The 16,307-nt window shown below is 68.1% G+C and carries 16 protein-coding genes; 11 read left to right on the top strand and 5 right to left on the bottom strand.

Annotated features, from left to right (window positions below; all coding sequences use genetic code 11):
- Positions 1–14: 14 nt before the first annotated feature.
- The gene (locus tag FBY28_RS06995; protein WP_141865398.1) at positions 15–926 is read right to left on the bottom strand and encodes an MBL fold metallo-hydrolase; all 912 of its coding nucleotides are present in this window, start codon (positions 924–926) and stop codon (positions 15–17) included.
- Between the two features lie 117 nt (positions 927–1,043).
- Between FBY28_RS06995 and FBY28_RS06990 the strand changes: the two genes are divergently transcribed.
- The 9 genes from FBY28_RS06990 (at position 1,044) to FBY28_RS06950 (ending at position 9,418) form a co-directional block, all read left to right on the top strand.
- Complete coding sequence (locus tag FBY28_RS06990) at positions 1,044–2,018, top strand: AAA family ATPase (RefSeq protein ID WP_216847543.1); 975 nt, start codon at positions 1,044–1,046, stop codon at positions 2,016–2,018.
- 232 nt (positions 2,019–2,250) lie between these two features.
- Entirely contained in the window at positions 2,251–3,495 is a 1,245-nt protein-coding gene (locus tag FBY28_RS06985; RefSeq protein WP_064896048.1) for an IS110 family RNA-guided transposase, read from the top strand.
- 13 nt (positions 3,496–3,508) lie between these two features.
- Positions 3,509–5,323 (top strand): helix-turn-helix transcriptional regulator, encoded by a 1,815-nt coding sequence (locus FBY28_RS06980; RefSeq protein ID WP_216847542.1) that lies wholly within the window; start codon positions 3,509–3,511, stop codon positions 5,321–5,323.
- Positions 5,324–5,420: 97 nt separating this feature from the next.
- Positions 5,421–6,179 (top strand): SDR family oxidoreductase, encoded by a 759-nt coding sequence (locus tag FBY28_RS06975; RefSeq protein WP_174241552.1) that lies wholly within the window; start codon positions 5,421–5,423, stop codon positions 6,177–6,179.
- A 13-nt stretch (positions 6,180–6,192) separates the two neighbouring features.
- On the top strand, positions 6,193–6,747 hold the full coding sequence (locus tag FBY28_RS06970) for a sigma-70 family RNA polymerase sigma factor (protein ID WP_141865394.1): 555 nt from the start codon (positions 6,193–6,195) through the stop codon (positions 6,745–6,747).
- Positions 6,747–7,463: an SDR family NAD(P)-dependent oxidoreductase gene (locus FBY28_RS06965; RefSeq protein ID WP_141865392.1), complete on the top strand. Its 717-nt coding sequence runs from the start codon at positions 6,747–6,749 to the stop codon at positions 7,461–7,463. The genes FBY28_RS06970 and FBY28_RS06965 overlap by 1 nt, the downstream gene beginning before the upstream one ends.
- A 63-nt stretch (positions 7,464–7,526) precedes the next feature.
- Positions 7,527–7,934, top strand: a complete 408-nt coding sequence (locus tag FBY28_RS06960) for a cupin domain-containing protein (RefSeq protein ID WP_141865390.1) — start codon at positions 7,527–7,529, stop codon at positions 7,932–7,934.
- Between the two features lie 5 nt (positions 7,935–7,939).
- On the top strand, positions 7,940–8,794 hold the full coding sequence (locus FBY28_RS06955) for a hypothetical protein (protein ID WP_141865388.1): 855 nt from the start codon (positions 7,940–7,942) through the stop codon (positions 8,792–8,794).
- A 75-nt stretch (positions 8,795–8,869) separates the two neighbouring features.
- On the top strand, positions 8,870–9,418 hold the full coding sequence (locus tag FBY28_RS06950; protein ID WP_141865386.1) for a YceI family protein: 549 nt from the start codon (positions 8,870–8,872) through the stop codon (positions 9,416–9,418).
- 82 nt (positions 9,419–9,500) lie between these two features.
- Here the strand turns inward: FBY28_RS06950 and FBY28_RS06945 are convergent, their stop codons facing one another.
- Entirely contained in the window at positions 9,501–11,534 is a 2,034-nt protein-coding gene (locus FBY28_RS06945) for an NADPH-dependent 2,4-dienoyl-CoA reductase (protein ID WP_174241551.1), read from the bottom strand.
- Positions 11,531–12,088: a PadR family transcriptional regulator gene (locus FBY28_RS06940; protein ID WP_141865384.1), complete on the bottom strand. Its 558-nt coding sequence runs from the start codon at positions 12,086–12,088 to the stop codon at positions 11,531–11,533. The genes FBY28_RS06945 and FBY28_RS06940 overlap by 4 nt, the downstream gene beginning before the upstream one ends.
- Positions 12,089–12,352: 264 nt before the next feature.
- Between FBY28_RS06940 and fdxA the strand changes: the two genes are divergently transcribed.
- On the top strand, positions 12,353–12,673 hold the full coding sequence (gene fdxA, locus FBY28_RS06935) for a ferredoxin (protein WP_036461862.1): 321 nt from the start codon (positions 12,353–12,355) through the stop codon (positions 12,671–12,673).
- Positions 12,670–13,779: a succinyldiaminopimelate transaminase gene (gene dapC / locus FBY28_RS06930; protein WP_141865382.1), complete on the top strand. Its 1,110-nt coding sequence runs from the start codon at positions 12,670–12,672 to the stop codon at positions 13,777–13,779. Before fdxA ends, dapC begins: the two co-directional genes overlap by 4 nt.
- A gap of 78 nt (positions 13,780–13,857) precedes the next feature.
- Here dapC and FBY28_RS06925 read toward each other — a convergent pair whose 3' ends face one another.
- Both FBY28_RS06925 and FBY28_RS06920 read right to left on the bottom strand, forming a co-directional pair.
- Positions 13,858–14,670, bottom strand: a complete 813-nt coding sequence (locus FBY28_RS06925) for an endo alpha-1,4 polygalactosaminidase (RefSeq protein WP_216847541.1) — start codon at positions 14,668–14,670, stop codon at positions 13,858–13,860.
- A 27-nt stretch (positions 14,671–14,697) separates the two neighbouring features.
- Positions 14,698–16,257, bottom strand: a complete 1,560-nt coding sequence (locus FBY28_RS06920) for a PucR family transcriptional regulator (RefSeq protein ID WP_141865381.1) — start codon at positions 16,255–16,257, stop codon at positions 14,698–14,700.
- Positions 16,258–16,307 lie beyond the last annotated feature (50 nt).

Raw genomic sequence — 16,307 nt, 5'->3', positions numbered from 1 at the left:
GCAGGCTCGGCCCGTCAGTAGTCCCAGGTCGCCGGGACGAAGCGGAAGGTTCCGCCGTGGGCGGCCACATGGCAGACCGACGGGAACGGAAGGTGGGTGGCCACCAGCTGTTCACCGCTGGCCGCAAGATCGGTCAACAGCGAAATCCGGACCCGGGTCGCCTCCTCGGGATCGTGTTCGAAACCGTTCTGCCATTCGGGGTTGTCGAACCCCGGCTGGAACACTGCGTCACCGGCGAACGTCAAGGCCTCGCCCCCTGATTCGATACGCACGACGCTGTGCCCGGGGGTATGTCCACCGGTGCGCCGCAACACAACTCCCGGTGCCACCTCGTAGACGTTCTCGAATGTGCGCAGTTGGCCTCGGTAGAGGTCGAGGAACTGGGTGGCGGTCCGTCGCAGCACGGGTGGTATCGAGGCCGGCATGACGGTGCGGGAGAAATCGGGGGACTGCCAGAACTCGGCTTCGGCGGCCGCCACGTGCACCCGCAGGTCGTTACGGAGCTTGTTGCGCAGCCCGTCGACCAGCAGGCCCCCGATATGGTCCATGTGCAGATGTGTCAGCACCACATCGGTGACCGAGGACGGCTCCACCCCGGCCGCGGACAGTCGCATGCCCAGTTGACCGGCTCGGGGGAAGTCCGGGAACTCGGTGCCGAGACCGGAATCGACCAGGATCGTCCTGCCCGCGCTGCGCACCACGGCGACGTTGAGCGGCCAGTCCAGGATCTCCGGCGGCAGGAACATGTCTTTCAGCCATGCCGAGTACTCGGTCGGTTCGGCGTTGGTGGCCATCGTCGATGCCGTGATCGGCAGTACGCCGTCGCTGATGATCAGCACGTCGATATCGCCGATTTTCAGGGCGTACCGAGACGGCACCAGCTCGTCGAGGCCGTTGTCGCTGCGGGTGAGGTTGTCCACGCTCATGGTTTCTCCGATGCTCGCGAAGGTGCGGGCTGCACACTTCTGGTCGGTCGAACGCCCGCACGGCGCGGGAGTCATCCCCGCCACGGCGGGGCGTTCGAGTCGTTAGCATCGACGGCTATGTCGGTGGGGTTGCGCGGTCGTGAGCATGATTGCGCGGTCCTCGACGCCCTCACCGATGACGCCCGGTCGGGCCGGGGCCGGGTATTGTTGCTGCGCGGTGAGGCGGGCGTCGGAAAGACGGCGCTGCTGGATCAGCTGGCCTGTAACGCAACCGGATTCACTCTGCTCCGATTGGGCGGTGTGGAATCCGATATGGAGCTCGCCTACGCCGGGCTGCAACAGCTGTGCGCGCCCCTGCTCGCGGATATCGTGACGTTACCGCCGCCGCAGCGCGCCGCCCTGGAGGTCGCGTTCGGATACGGAACCGGGCCCGCGCCAGATCGGTTCCTGGTGGGATTGGCAGTGCTGAGCCTGCTGGCGGGCGCCTCGGCCGCGCGGCCCGTTCTGTGCCTGATCGACGACGCACAATGGCTCGACCAGGTCTCGGTGCAGGTACTGGCGTTCGTCGCGCGGCGGCTGTTGGCAGAGCCGGTGGCCATGGTGTTCGCCGTCCGCGACGGAAATCCCGACGTGCTCACCGGGTTGCCCGAACACACCGTGGCGGGACTGAGTGACGCCGCCGCACGTGAGCTACTTGAGTCGATCATGATCGGCGGTATCGACCCGCTGGTGCGTGATCGCATCGTCGCCGAAACCCGCGGTGTGCCACTGGCCATCATCGATGTGCCGCACAGTGTGTCGGCCGCCGAATTGGCCGGTGGTTTCTGGATTTCCGGTCGGCGTTCCTCGACGGCCGCCCTCGAGGACGGGTACATCGAACGCATCCTGACGCTGCCCACGCCAACCCGGCAGCTACTGTTGCTCGCTGCTGCCGAACCCGTCGGTGACGCGGCGTTGTTCCTGCGCGCCGCAGCGCTCTTGGGGGTTCCGGTCGACGAGCTGGGCCCCGCCGAGGCGGCGGGCCTGATCGAACTCGGGGTGCGGATACGGTTCACCCATCCGCTCACTGGTGCACCATCCTTGTGTCGGTGATCTTGGATGGATTGCCGATGCACCCGAGGTGCCGCTGATCTATCGCCCTGCTCGCTCGACGCTGTTGATGTCCAGCATGAGTTCTGCGGAGGTCAGTGGTTACCCGGGGCGCGTTGACCGTCGACAGGGCTATGCGCCACCGAGCGCCGCTCAGTGAGCGAACCGGCAGTCGTGCCCCGGAACCTGCACATAAGGGTGCCTCCCCACTGGGCTTAGCAGCGAGGAGGCTGTCATGAAGTCTGCCCGAAATACCCTGCCAACGGAACCCGCCAATGGGCTCACGTGTGGAATCGACTGGGCCTGCGATGATCACGCGGTCTCGATCGTCGATGCCAAAGGCCGCGAGATCACCCGCAAAACGATCGGTCACAACGCCGTTGGGCTGCGAGATCTGCTCACCACACTGCAACGCGCCGGTGTCAGCGAAGTCGCCATCGAACGCCCCGACGGTCCGGTCGTACACGCCCTGCTCGACGCTGGGATCACCGTCGTGGTGATCAGCCCCAACCAACTCAAGAACCTGCGCGGGCGCTACGGATCGGCCGGCAACAAAGATGACCGCTTCGACGCGTTCGTCCTGGCCGACACCTTGCGCACCGACCGGACCCGGCTGCGGCCCCTGCAGCCCGACAGCCCGGCCACGGTGGCCCTGCGCCAGACCTGCCGAGCCCGTAAAAATCTGGTCGCTCACCGCGTGGCGATCGCCAACCAGCTGCGGGCTCATCTGATGATCGTCTTTCCCGGCGCGGTCGGGCTGTTCGCCGATATCGACTCGCCGATCAGCCTGGCCTTTTTGGCCCGCTTTGACTGCCAGGACCGCGCCGATTGGCTCTCGGTCACCCGGATGGCCAACTGGCTGGCCAGCGTCGGCTACAGCGGCCGCACCCACGCCAGTGAACTGCACCGACGACTCACCGCCGCGCCTCGCGGTGCCGCCGGTATCGACGGTGCCACCATCACCGCGACCTTCGTCGAGGTGTTGAGCACTGTGAGCGCCCAGATCAAAACCCTCGACCAGAGCATCGCCGAGCAACTCGACGCTCACGCCGATACTCATATCTTCACCAGCCTGCCACGCTCGGGCACCTTCCGTGCCGCCCGACTGCTCGCCGAAATCGGCGACTGCCGCGCACGGTTCCCCACACCCGAATCGCTGGCGTGCCTGGCCGGAGTCGCCCCCTCCACCCGCCAATCCGGGAAAGTCAAACACGTCGGATTCCGCTGGGCTGCAGACAAACAGCTCCGCGACGCCGTATGCGACTTCGCCGGCGACAGTCGTCGAGCCAACCCCTGGGCGGCCGATCTCTACAACCGCGCCCGAGCCCGCGGACACGACCACCCCCACGCCGTGCGCATCCTCGCCCGCGCCTGGCTCTACATCATCTGGCACTGCTGGCACGACGAAGTCGCCTACGATCCCACCCAACACAGGGCCCTCCAAAAGCTGATCAACCAAGATCAACCCAGGGCGGCTTGACACAGGGCAACTCATGCGTTCGGCGGCCTACCGTGCCGCCGAACTCGGTGAGCGTCGCGACGTCCATCGCGCGTTGGCTGGGGCGACGGACCCGCAGGTCGACCCCGACCGGCGGGCCTGGCACGCCGCCAACGCCGCGTTGGGGCCCGATGATGTGGTGGCGGCCGAACTGGAAGCATCGGCCGGCCGCGCTCAGCGGCGCGGTGGTATGGCAGCCGCGGCCACCTTCCTGGAGCGCGCGGCCGTGCTGACCGGCGATCCGCACCTTCGCGGAGCACGCGCCATCGCCGCGGCACAGGCCAAACGCGAGGTGGCCGAGCCGGATTCGGCCTACGCGCTGTTGGCGATGACAGACTCCGCCCCGCTGGATGTGGCGCAGAAGGCCCGGGTGGTGCGCATGCGGGCACAGATGGACTTCGCCCGCAGTCGGGCGGCGACGGCGGGCGCGCTACCCGTCGGCGAGGCCGCGGTGGGACTGCTGACCGCCGCCCGTGGTCTGGTCGGCCTCGATGATGAACTCGCCAGGGAAACCTATCTGGAGGCACTCGCGGCGGCGATGTACGCCGGGCGGCTGGGACCGCCGACGCTGCTGGCGGAGGTGGCCACCGGCGGAGCCGAGGCCGCGCGGTCGGTCGGCGATCCGGCACGGTCGGTCGATCTACTCCTGGCCGGCATGTGCGCGCGCATCATCGACGGTCCCGGTGCCGGTTCGGCGGAACTCGCCGCGGCACTGGACATGTGGAATGCCGATGCGGAGCACAACCGGGCCCGCCGGCACTTCTGGCCGTTCCCGGTGATCCAGGAATCGGCCGCCCACGAGCTGTGGGACGACACGGTGCTCGAACGCATCGCCACCGACACCGTGCGTCGCGCGCGTGACGCCGGTGCCCTGGCCGCGCTGCCGCCGGCGCTGGGTTACCGGGCCGGCGTGCACTTCTATCGAGGTGAGTTCGGTGTTGCCGCAGATGTTCTGGAGGAGTCCGCGGCGCTCAGCGCCGCCATGGGGCAGGAGCCGGTGCGGTATCACTCGCTGAATGTCGCGGCTTGGCGCGGTGTACCGGAGGAGGCCCTCGGGCTCATCGAGAGTGCGGCCACCCGTGGTGCGGCACGCGGTGAAGGCCGGCTGATCGGATTGGCATCGTTCTGTGGCGCGGTGCTGTACAACGGCCTCGGTCGGTACGCGGAGGCGTTGGCTGCCGCCCGACACTGTTGCGAGTACGAAGATCTCGGGTTCCACAGCTGGTGCCTGTACGAGCTGATCGAGGCCGCTGTGCACGTCGGTGACCGGACGACCGCCGCCGCGACGTTCCCGAGGTTCGTCGAACGTGCCACCGCAAGCGACACCAACTGGGGCCGGGGTGCGGTGGCGGCCGCGCAGGCCCTGCTGGCCGATGACGCCGACGCCGACGCGACGTTCCTCGATGCGATCGAGCGGTTGGATCAGGCCGGGATCGCGTTGCTGCTGTCCCGGGTGCGGCTGTCCTACGGCGAGTGGCTTCGCCGGGCGAATCGCCGCACCGACGCCCGGAATCAGCTCGGTGTCGCACATGAGCTGTTCACCGCGATGGGCGCGCAGGCCTTCTCGGAGCGGACCCGGCGCGAGCTGGTGGCGGTCGGCGCGAAGGTGCGCTCCCAGCCGCTCGGGGCCGGGGACGCGCTCACCGCACAGGAGGCGCAAATCGCCGGGCTGGCCGCCGACGGGCTGACCAACGCCGAGATCGGCGCCCAGTTGTTCATCAGCACCCACACCGTGGAGTGGCATCTGCGCAAGGTGTTCGTGAAGTTGGGTATCAGGTCGCGCCGGCAGCTGCGCGCCGCCGCCCGCTGACCACGTAGTCGCGCAGACTACGGACTTTCAAGGGCTCGGTGTGCCAACGCATCGGGACAGTCTGGTTCCGGATAAACAGTCGGAACTGGAGGAACTTGTGAAAATCGTGGTTATCGGTGGCACCGGGCTCATCGGCTCACGGGTGGTCGCCGAACTCGGCAGGCAGGGCCACGACGTACTGTCGGCATCCCCGTCGTCGGGGGTCGACGTCCTGACCGGCGAAGGGTTGGCCGATGCGCTGACGGGCGCCGATGTCATCGTCGATGTGGCCAACTCGCCGTCGTTCGAGGACGCGCCTGCGCTGGACTTCTTCATCCGTGCCGGCAACAACCTGCTCGCGGCCGGCAGGGCCGCCGGGATCTCGCATTACGTCGCCCTGTCGGTGGTGGGCACCGATCGGCTTCAGGACAGCGGCTACTTCCGCGCGAAACTGGCCCAGGAGAGGTTGATCCGGGACGGAGGGATCCCCTTCACCATCGTGCGTGCCACCCAGTTCTTCGAATTCGTCGGCCGCATCGCCGATTCGGCCACCGAGGGCGGGTCGGTTCGGATCACCTCGGCGGCGAGCCGGCCGATGGCCGCCGACGATGTCGCGACCGCGGTGTCAGGTGTCGCGGTCGCTCGACCCGCCGGCGGCATCGTCGAGGTGTGCGGACCGGAACGTATCGGACTCGATGAGCTGGTGAGCCTGCAGCTGCGGGCCTGTGGCGACGACCGCGAGGTCATCACCGATCGAGCGGCGCCCTACTTCGGGGTGGTGCTCGACGACACGACGCTGCTCGCCGGTGGCGAGGCGACGGTCTTGGGTACCCGCTTCGCGGACTGGCTGGCCGATTCCGCGGCCGTGTGCCAGTAGGGGACACGCCGATATGACACTGACATCCGTACCCGACCCGCACCTCGCCGTGCGTTTTGCGGCGGAGACCCGACCGCTGCTGGAGATGCTGCATCGCGGTGCCCGCCGACTGACCCGGTCCGAGGCCGACGCCGAGGACTTGTTGCAGGACACGTTGTTACACGCCTACGCGGGATATCCGAGGTTCCGACACGGCACCAACCTCAAGGCGTGGCTGTTCAAGATCATGTACAACCGGTGGGTCAGCAACCACCGTGCCCAACAACGTCGACCCACCGAGACACCGGTCGACGAGATCACCGACCGGATGCTGGCCCGCGCGGGCGCCCACGTGTCGGCCGAAGCCGAGGTGCTGAACGCGCTGGCACACCCCGATCTCAGCGATGCGCTGGGCGAGCTGCCGGATGGTTTCACCAACGTGTTGTTCTATGCGTTCGTCGAGGGCTACACCTATGCCGAAATCGCCGCCATCATGGACATCCCGGTGGGGACGGTGATGTCGCGCGCGTCGCGGGCGCGGCAACGGCTGCGGCTGGCGTTGGCGCTCATCGACCAGGAGGTCGCCTGATGGAACTGGCCGGGCGACGGGCGCTGGTCACCGGGGGCACCGCGGGCATCGGGCTGGCCTCGGCCTGGTTGCTCGCCGAGGCCGGGGCCGCCGTCGTCATCACCGGACGCAATGCCGATCGCGGTATGGCGGTGGCGAATCGGCTGGGGGCGCAATTCGTACAAGCCGATCTCGGCGCACCCAGTGGGGTGGAGCACCTGGTCCGGGCCGCGGGGGAGGTCGACATCCTGGTCAACAACGCGGCCTACTTCCCGGCTGCGCTGACCGTCGACCAAGATCCGGCCTCCTTTGACCAGACCTTCGGAATCAATGTCCGCGGACTGTATTTCCTGACCGCGGGGATCGTCCGCGGCATGCTGGGACGCGGCCACGGCAGCATCGTCAACATCACCACCATGGTCGCCACCAAGGGAGTCGCTCGGGCGTCGGCCTACAGCGCATCGAAGGCGGCGGTGGAATCGTTGACCCGTACCTGGGCCGTGGAATTCGGCACCGCGGGGATCCGGGTCAACAGTGTGGCTCCGGGTCCCACGAGAACCGAAGGGGTGCAAGCAGAGTGGGGCGAATCCAATGAGGAGTTGGGTAGCTCGCTGCCGTTGGGCCGTACCGCGGAGCCGATGGAGATCGCGCAGGCGGTGTTGTTCCTCGCCTCGCCGCGATCGAGTTTCATCACCGGTTCGACACTGCACGTCGACGGCGGCGGTGCCGCCCTGTGACCTGGCGGCGGTGCCGCCCTGTGAACCCGCGGCGGTGCCGCCCTGTGACTACCTAGGAGTGAGATGACCGTGAAATACGACCCAGGTTGGGAGAATGCCCTCACCGTGGTGGGTGAGGCGACACCGCCGGCCATAGCGCAAGGCGCACAAGCCATGACGGTGGTCATCGAGTACCCGCCCGGTAGTGCCGGGGCGCCGCCGCACAAGCATCCCGGCGGACCCGCGTTCGGTTATGTGCTCGACGGGGAGGTGCTGTTCGAGCTGGAGGGATCGGCGCCCCGCGTCGTGCGCGCCGGTGAGACGTTCTGGGAACCCGGCGGGGACGTCATCCACTACAGCGATGCCAACAACCGCGACGACATCCCGTGCCGGTTCCTCGTCACGATGTTCTGCACCCCGGGAATTCCGATGCTGGTGCTCGTCGACACCGACGAGTTGGCGGCCCGGGCGCGCTTACGTGTCACGGAGTGAGGTCGATGGCCAGAGTCCTGCTCCAGACCACGATCCCGTTCGACGCACAGGATTGGTCGGTCGAGCGCTTCTCCATGCTGGCCGACGTGCTGCGGGTCGCCGGGCACCAGGTGGTCGCCAGGAACCGGGCCCGCGGTGGTGACGATCCGGTGCTCGCCGGCCTGGATCGGTCGGATTTCGACCAACTCTGGCTGCTGGCGGTCGACACCGGAGCCGGGTTGACCGAGCGTGAATGCGGGGCCATCGCCGGATTCCGGCGCAGGGGCGGCGGTGTGCTGACCGCGCGGGATCATCAGGACCTCGGCAGGTGTCTGTCGGCACTCGGATCACTGGGCGGGGTGAACCGGTTCCACGACGAGAGCGTCGACCCGGCCGACCTACGTGACGATATGGACAATCCCGAGATTTCCTGGCCGAATTACCATTCCGGTGCCAACGGTGATTATCAGCCGGTTCTCGACTGCGGTCATGAACTGCTCGCGACCGCCGCGGTGTGCAGTGGCCGCATCGAATGGTTCCCGGCGCATCCGCACGAGGGGCTGGTGACCGCGGAGGTTCCGGGTGCCCGGGTGGTGGCACAGGGGCGCAGCGCGACGACGGGGCGGGTGTTCAACCTTGCGGTGGCGCTGGACGGTGATCGTGCCGCCGACGGTTCGATGCTCGGCCGGGCGTTGGCCTGCTCGACGTTTCACCATTTCGCCGATTACAACTGGGACGTCGAACGCGGCGCGCCGGACTTCGTCACCGAGCGGCCGGGCCGTGGGATCAAGGACGATCCAGCTCGTCTGGACGTGTTCTTCGACTATGTCCGCAATATCGCCCGGTGGCTGACACCCACGGACCCGGGCCGCGGGGAATGAAATCGGACCGTGGTCCGTTTGACTCGGGTGAGAGGTGTCCGGAGAGCCGGCCCGATGACCACAGGAGTAGACATCATGACCACAGCCGCAGCCGCCGACCTGACCGCCGGAACCTGGGCGATCGATCCCGTGCACTCCTCGGTGAACTTCTCGGTTCGCCATCTCATGGTCAGCAAGGTGCGTGGCACCTTCGACTCGGTCGCCGGCGCCATCACCATCGCCGAGGATGGCACCCCGTCGGTCACCGCCACGATCGACATCGCCTCGATCAACACCCGCAACGAGCAGCGGGACGCGCACCTGAAGGCGCCCGATTTCTTCGACGCCGCACAGTTCCCGACGGCCACGTTCACCTCGACCGGCGTGCGCGCCGACGGCGACGACTACGTACTCGACGGCGAGTTCACGCTCAAGGGTGTCACCAAGCCCGTCGCGCTGAATCTTCAGTTCAACGGCGTGAACCCGGGTATGGGGCACGGTGCGGTCGCCGGGTTCGAGGCGTCGGTCGTGCTGAACCGCAAGGACTTCGGGATCGACTTCGACGCCCCGCTGGAGACCGGCGGTGCCGTCGTCGGCGACAAGGTGACCGTCACCCTGGAGATCGAAGCGCTCAAGCAGGCCTGACTCCTCCCCGCGAGCGTGCGTGAACTCTGAGCTGGGCACGGCGTGTCGGGGTGCAGACACGCACGCTCGCGGGGAACGGGAGTTACAGCCGGGCGGCCAATTCGGTGCCCTGACGGATCGCGCGCTTGGCATCCAACTCCGAGGCGACGGCCGCCCCGCCGATGACGTGCGGCTCGACACCGTGGGCCCGCAGCCCGTCCTCGAGATCGCGCACCGATTCCTGGCCGGCGCAGATCACCACATTGTCAACCGTCAGTACCCGGGGCCGCGCATGGTCGGACCCGAAGCTGATGTGCAGGCCGTCATCGTCGATTCGCTCGTAGTTCACACCCGAGAGCTGTTCGACGCCTTTGGCTTTCAACGATGCGCGGTGCACCCAGCCCGACGTCTTGCCCAGCCCGCGGCCCTGGGGCCCCTTGCTGCGCTGCAGCAGGAAAACCTGGCGCGCCGGTGGTAGCGGCACCGGCGTGGTCAACGCGCCGCGCACCGCGGGTGCCTCGAACGGGTCGAGCGCGCCCCACTCGGACTTCCACTCCTTGACGTTGAGCGTGGGGGACTGGTCGGTGACCAGGAACTCGCTCACGTCGAACCCGATCCCGCCCGCGCCGATCACCGCCACCGCGTTGCCCACCGGCGCGCCGGAGAGCACCTCGGCGTAGGTCAGCACCATCGGATGTTCGATGCCGGGAATGCTCGGCATCCGCGCGGTCACCCCGGTCGCCAGCACCACATCGTCGAATCCGGTCAGCGCCTGCACCGTCGCCCGCACGCCCAGTCGCACGTCGACATCGTGAACCTCCAGCATCCGGGTGTAGTAGCGCACGGTCTCGTTGAACTCCTCCTTGCCCGGCACCCGCCGGGCGAGGTCGAACTGGCCACCGATCGTCGAGCCGGCCTCGAAGAGGGTCACCCGATGCCCGCGCTGCGCCGCGTTCACCGCGGCCGACAGCCCGGCAGGCCCGGCCCCGACGACCGCGACTGTGCGTGTCCGCCGAGTAGGTCCCAGGATCAGGGTCGTCTCGTGTCCCGCCCGCGGATTGAGCAGACACGACACCGTCTTGTGCACGAACGCGTGGTCCAGGCACGCCTGATTGCAGGCGATGCAGGTGTTGATCTGGTCGGCGGCATCCTCGGCGGCCTTGTGTACCCAGTCCGGATCGGCCAGCAGGGGGCGCGCCATCGAGATCAACTGAACGTGCGAGTCGGCGAGGATCTGCTCGGCCGCCTCAGGCATGTTGATCCGGTTCGACGCCACCACCGGGACGTCGACATGTTCGGCCAGCGCGCTGCTGGTGCCGACGAACGCGCCGGATGGCACCGAGGTGACGATCGTCGGGATCCGGGCCTCGTGCCACCCGATTCCGGTGTTGATGATCGTCGCGCCCGCCTCCTCGACCTCGGTCGCCAGCGCGACGATCTCGGCCCAGGTCTGGCCGTCGGAGACATAATCGGCCATCGACAGCCGGTAGACGATGATGAAATCGGCTCCCACCGCCTGGCGTACCCGGCGGACGATCTCGACGGCAAAACGTCGCCGCTTCTCCGGCGTCCCGCCCCAGGCGTCGGTGCGCTTGTTGGTACGCGGCGCGAGGAACTGGTTGATCAGATACCCCTCGCTGCCCATGATCTCGACGCCGTCGTACCCGGCGGAACGCGCCAGCAGGGCGGCTCGCACGAAATCGTCGATGGTGCCCTCGACATTGCGCAACGCCCGCGGCCGGAACGGGTTGATGGGTGCCTTGATCGAGGAGGCGCTGACCGAAAGCGGATGGTAGGCATAGCGTCCGGCGTGCAGGATCTGCAGCGCGATCTTGCCGCCCTCGGCATGGACGGCCGCGGTGATCTTGCGGTGCCTGCGCGCATCGGATTCCGAACGCATCTCGGCGGCCAGCGGTAACAGCCAGCCGGTCCGATTCGGCGCGTACCCGCCGGTGATGATCAGGGCGACCCCACCGCGGGCGCGTTCGGCGAAGTAGGCGGCCAGCCTGTCGGTATCGCGGGCACGATCCTCCAAACCGGTGTGCATCGAGCCCATCACCACGCGGTTGCGCAGGGTGGTGAAGCCCAGATCCAGCGGCGAGAGCAGGTTCGGATAGGTCATTTTCGGATACGTCATTGCACACCTCCGAGTGCCGACAGGACTTCTGACAACCACTCGATGGCGCCCTCTTCGGCGCGGATACCGCCGCGCAGCACCAGGTACTGGTGCAGCTCGGCGCCGGTCAGCCGGAGTGGATCGGGGAACTGGCGCTTCTCGAAGCCGCGGTAGGTGTCCAGCAGCGCCAGCCGCTCGGCGCGCAGCGCGACCGCCTGCTCGCGGACGGCGTCGATATCGCCGTAACCGCAACCTCGGATCTTGACCGCCAGGTCGCGGGTGCGGTTGTCGGCGACGGTCGAGCCGCGTCCGGAAAGGGGTGCGGCAATCCAGCGAGCCAGCTCGGCGCGGCCGGCCGGCGTCACCGAGTACACCTTCTTGTCCGGGCGACCCCGTTGTGCGACCGCGCGGACCTGTACCCAGTCCTCGGCCTCCATGGCGCGCAACGACCGATAGATCTGCTGGTGTGAGGCCGACCAGAAGTACCCGATGGAGCGATCGAAGCGATGAGCCAGCTCGTAGCCCGAACCGACCTGTTCGCAGAGGGATACGAGGATGGCGTGCGGCAAGGCCATGTCCGAAGGCTAAACGGTACCGGCGGTCCTATGCAACAAGTTGCACAGGGTGGAAACCTGCGCGTGGTGACTAGGCCTTCTGTATGTGCGACGTCTAGTATCAGTAACCGCACGCCGCCGCGGTGAGGGCGGCGTGTGAAGTTAGGGCACACTGAGACGCACGTCCAGTTACGGGCCGTTCATACTGGCCCGCGGGCGCTCGCTCAGCGCGCCCACCCAATACTGAAACCCGGACCAGCAGCCCACTGGACAGGAGATACATCAGTGACGTACGTCATTGCCGAGCCCTGCGTCGACGTCAAAGACAAGGCGTGCATCGAGGAGTGCCCGGTCGATTGCATCTACGAGGGTGGCCGGATGCTCTACATCCACCCGGACGAGTGCGTCGACTGCGGCGCCTGCGAACCGGTGTGCCCCGTCGAGGCCATCTACTACGAAGATGACGTGCCCGACCAGTGGAGCAGCTACACGCAGAGCAACGCCGACTTCTTCAGTGAGCTCGGCTCGCCCGGTGGTGCGTCGAAGGTCGGCCAGACCGACAACGATCCGCAGGCCGTCAAGGACCTCGAGCCCAAGGGCGAGTGACCGCGTCACGACCGGCCAGATCGGCCCAGTTGCCGGTGTTCCCCTGGGACACGCTGGCTGACGTCACCGCTACGGCGAAGGCTCATCCGGACGGCATCGTCGACCTCTCGGTCGGCACGCCGGTGGACGAGGTGGCCCCGGTGATCCGCGATGCGCTGGCCCAGGCCAGTGGTGTGCCCGGATATCCGACCACCGCGGGCACGTCCGCGTTGCGTTCGGCGATTCATGCCGCGCTGGCGCGCCGATTCGGTATCACCGATGTCGCGGCGGAGGCCGTGTTGCCGGTGGTCGGCACCAAGGAGCTCATCGCCTGGCTGCCCACGCTGCTCGGCTTGGGCGCCGAGGACACCGTGGTGATTCCCGAGCTCGCCTATCCGACCTATGACGTCGGCGCCCGACTGGCGGGTGCGCAGGTCATGGCGGCGGACTCGCTGACCCAGATCGGTCCGCAGGTGCCGGCGCTGATCTATCTGAACTCACCGAGCAACCCGACCGGCAAGGTGTTGGGAGCCGACCACCTGCGCAAGGTGGTGGGCTGGGCGCGGGAACGCGGTGTGCTGGTCGCCTCCGACGAGTGCTACCTCGGCTTGGCCTGGGATGCCGAACCGCGCTCGGTGCTGCATCCGTCGGTCTGCGACGGCGACCACACGGGCCTGCTGGCCATCCACTCGCTGTCCAAGACGTCATCGCTGGCCGGATACCGCGCCGGATTCGTCGCGGGTGACCCGGCGGTGGTGACCGAGCTGCTGGCGGTGCGCAAGCATGCCGGGATGATGGTGCCCGGTCCCGTGCAGGCGGCCATGGTGGCCGCGCTGACCGATGACGAACACATCGCGGTGCAGCGCGAACGCTACGCGCGCCGGCGTGCGCTGCTGTTGCCCGCGCTGCGGGCGGCCGGCTTCACCGTCGACCACTCCGAGGCGGGCCTGTACCTGTGGGCCACCCGCGGGGAGCCGTGTCGCCAGACCCTGGCCTGGCTGGCGCAGCGGGGAATCCTGGTGGCGCCCGGTGAGTTCTACGGCCCGGCGGGCGCCCAGCACGTGCGCGTCGCGCTGACGGCCACCGACGAGCGCATCACCGCGGCCGTGCAGCGGCTGGCGCAGTAGCCCTTCATTCGCCGAACGGCCGGTTATGGCACGCGGCCGGCCGGATTACGTGTCACAAGTGGCCACTCGGCGCGGCGCTCAGGAGCACTGCTGGTACACATGGCCCGCCGCGCCCGGCGGGGTGAGGTCACGGTCGCGAAGGATGGTCAGCGGGGCTCGATCCGGTGCGGCGCACACCGCGGCAAACGGTGCGGGCAGGTTGTCGACATACTCGATCTGCAGCACGTGCGGTCCGTACGGTCCGGTGTAGGCGCCGCACTCGTCATAAGCGGCGCACTCCTCGGTGACGGCGAAATCGAAACCCAGTTGGCCGCGCCCGATCCCGGCGAGCTCGGCGGCATTCTTCTGGCCGATCGCCAGTCCGCGGCCGTGGGCCAACGCGATATAGCTTCGGGCAAGGTCCAGCGCACCGGCCCTCTCGATGGCCGGAAAGCGGGTGAAGGTGTCCAGGTTGTCGATCTCGATGGCATCGAATCCGTTGTCCGCGCAGCGATTCAGACCCGGGGTGAGTGCAGCCAGGATGGTGGCGCGCTGTGCCGGAGTGGACGGATCCAAGATGTACTCGTCGGGCCAGTCGGCGTCGGTGACGGGTGTGTTCGACTCATCACGCAACAGTGCCGAACCAAGTCCGCCGGACCAGTCCGATCCCGGCTGGGTCTGAAAGCCGTTGAGATAACAGATGTTGTATGCCCCCGCCAAGGGCTGTGCGGTGGAATCGCGCACCACGACCGCCAACCCCTGCGCATCCGACGCTCCGCCCAGTTGGTAGTCGAATCCACCGGTGGTCGGCGGGAGCGCGGCCGGCGCCGCGGACGCAGGAGGGCCCACGGCCAAGGTTGATACGGCCAGGGTCGATACGGCCAGAGCCGACACGGCCAGAAAACGTCCCACCCGGGTAATCCTGCCTCAAGACGGACGTTACGGGTCAGCCGTGGCGCGCAGGCTCAGCATCACCAGCAGGCGCACGTCGGGCTCGGCCAGAGACGCGCCGAGGATTGCCTCGATGCGGCGCACCCGGTAGCGCACGGTGTTGGGATGCACGTGCAGCGCCGTGGCGGCGGACGCGACATCGCCGAAGCTGTCCAGATACGCGGTCAGGGTGTGCGCCAGCATCGGTTCCTCGGCGCGCAATGCCCTGATCCGCGGATCGACGAGGCGCACGTCGGCGGCGATCATCGTGACGATCTCATCGAGCAGAACGGTGGTGCGGGCCTCGGCCGGGGAGGTGATCGCCGCCAGGCTGCCCGGCCTGCGCGCAGCGCTGTCGAGCACCCGATCGACCTCGGCACGGGCGGCGGCCGCACCGGCCAGACCCTCGAGCTGCGCGGCGGTCACCGCCCGTAGCTCCAGGCCCAGCTCGGTCCGTAGCGCGGACACCGTGCTGCGCACCCACGAGGGCAGGCCCTTGCCCGCATCCGGGAACAGTACGTACACCCGGCCACCGGCCGCGGCGACCTGGGCGTCGGGTCGAAAAGCACTGGCGCTCAGGGCAAGGACGTCGGCCAGCCGGGTGACCTCGGCGGTGGAATCGATGCCGATGACGGCCGCCCGACCGGTGGCCGGGATGCCGAGCTCGCGACTGATCGCCTCGATATCGGGCGGGTCCCCGGTGAGCCCGAGCATGTCCTGGACCAGCACCGCGTGACCGGACGGTTTGGCCGTCAGCCGGGTGATGAGCCGACCCGCCAATACCGCGGCGCCGCGCAGCACCTCCTCGGTGTCCTCGGCCAGCGGCCGATCACCCTGCTGCAGCCAGATGGTGCCGAGAAATGCCGGTGCGCGCCGGGTGTCGCCGGTGGCCGCGAAGATCCCGATCGCCAGCCGCGGCCGCAGCCCGAGCTCGGGGCGTTCGGCGACCCGGACCGGATCGGGCTTGGCGTGCAGCGCGTCGAAGATGCCACGCCGGGCGATCCAGGCCAGGTGCTCCGGAGGACCAGCGCGCCCAAGGATCGACAACCGGCGCAACTCGTCGGCCTCCTCGTTGGACGCCGAATAAGCCAGCACATGCGATTCGGCGTCCTCGATGCTGACCATGCCGCGCGTGCGCTCGGCGATCGATTGGGCCAGGCCGAACAGGTCGGTGCCCGAGTCGTGTGCCGAACCCGCGCCGTGGTGGTCGAAGACGTGGTCGACCAACCGGTACAGCCGTTCCCAGCGGGCGCGGGGTTCGACCGCCACCACCGCGATACCCGCACGGGTGGCTCGCCGAATCACCTCGGGACTCGGGTGTTTGGCGAAGATGGCGACGGGGGAGCGGCCGTGCTGGTCGAGCCAGCGGATGGTGTCGGGGTGGTCGATCCCGAGAAGGAAGAAGACGTCGGCGGATCCGAAGGCCGGGGCCACGCCGAGTTGGATGTCCTCGCGGTCCAACAGTGCGGCAGAGGCCACCGGCAGATCCAGGCCGCGCGGCGCCTCGACGAGCGATACCAGGGTGGCGTCCAACGCCAGCAGCAACTGGCCGAGACGGACGCCACCCATGCTGTCCGATCGTACTATCGGGTAGAGGAGGTGTTGGCCGTTCGGCCAAA

It is taken from the genome of Arthrobacter sp. SLBN-53 (assembly GCF_006715585.1).
Lineage (GTDB): Bacteria > Actinomycetota > Actinomycetes > Mycobacteriales > Mycobacteriaceae > Mycobacterium > Mycobacterium neoaurum_A.
This window is presented reverse-complemented; position numbering and strand designations above follow the sequence as displayed.

Excerpts from the sequence above, each read along its gene's own strand:
- FBY28_RS06920 (WP_141865381.1), bottom strand. The coding sequence starts at position 16,257 with ATGGGTGGCGTCCGTCTCGGCCAGTTGCTGCTGGCGTTGGACGCCACC.
- FBY28_RS06970 (WP_141865394.1), top strand. The coding sequence starts at position 6,193 with ATGACACTGACATCCGTACCCGACCCGCACCTCGCCGTGCGTTTTGCG.
- FBY28_RS06960 (WP_141865390.1), top strand. The coding sequence starts at position 7,527 with ATGACCGTGAAATACGACCCAGGTTGGGAGAATGCCCTCACCGTGGTG.
- FBY28_RS06985 (WP_064896048.1), top strand. The coding sequence starts at position 2,251 with ATGAAGTCTGCCCGAAATACCCTGCCAACGGAACCCGCCAATGGGCTC.
- FBY28_RS06980 (WP_216847542.1), top strand. The coding sequence starts at position 3,509 with ATGCGTTCGGCGGCCTACCGTGCCGCCGAACTCGGTGAGCGTCGCGAC.
- FBY28_RS06950 (WP_141865386.1), top strand. The coding sequence starts at position 8,870 with ATGACCACAGCCGCAGCCGCCGACCTGACCGCCGGAACCTGGGCGATC.
- FBY28_RS06995 (WP_141865398.1), bottom strand. The coding sequence starts at position 926 with ATGAGCGTGGACAACCTCACCCGCAGCGACAACGGCCTCGACGAGCTG.
- FBY28_RS06990 (WP_216847543.1), top strand. The coding sequence starts at position 1,044 with ATGTCGGTGGGGTTGCGCGGTCGTGAGCATGATTGCGCGGTCCTCGAC.
- FBY28_RS06955 (WP_141865388.1), top strand. The coding sequence starts at position 7,940 with ATGGCCAGAGTCCTGCTCCAGACCACGATCCCGTTCGACGCACAGGAT.
- FBY28_RS06945 (WP_174241551.1), bottom strand. The coding sequence starts at position 11,534 with ATGACGTATCCGAAAATGACCTATCCGAACCTGCTCTCGCCGCTGGAT.
- FBY28_RS06940 (WP_141865384.1), bottom strand. The coding sequence starts at position 12,088 with ATGGCCTTGCCGCACGCCATCCTCGTATCCCTCTGCGAACAGGTCGGT.
- FBY28_RS06965 (WP_141865392.1), top strand. The coding sequence starts at position 6,747 with ATGGAACTGGCCGGGCGACGGGCGCTGGTCACCGGGGGCACCGCGGGC.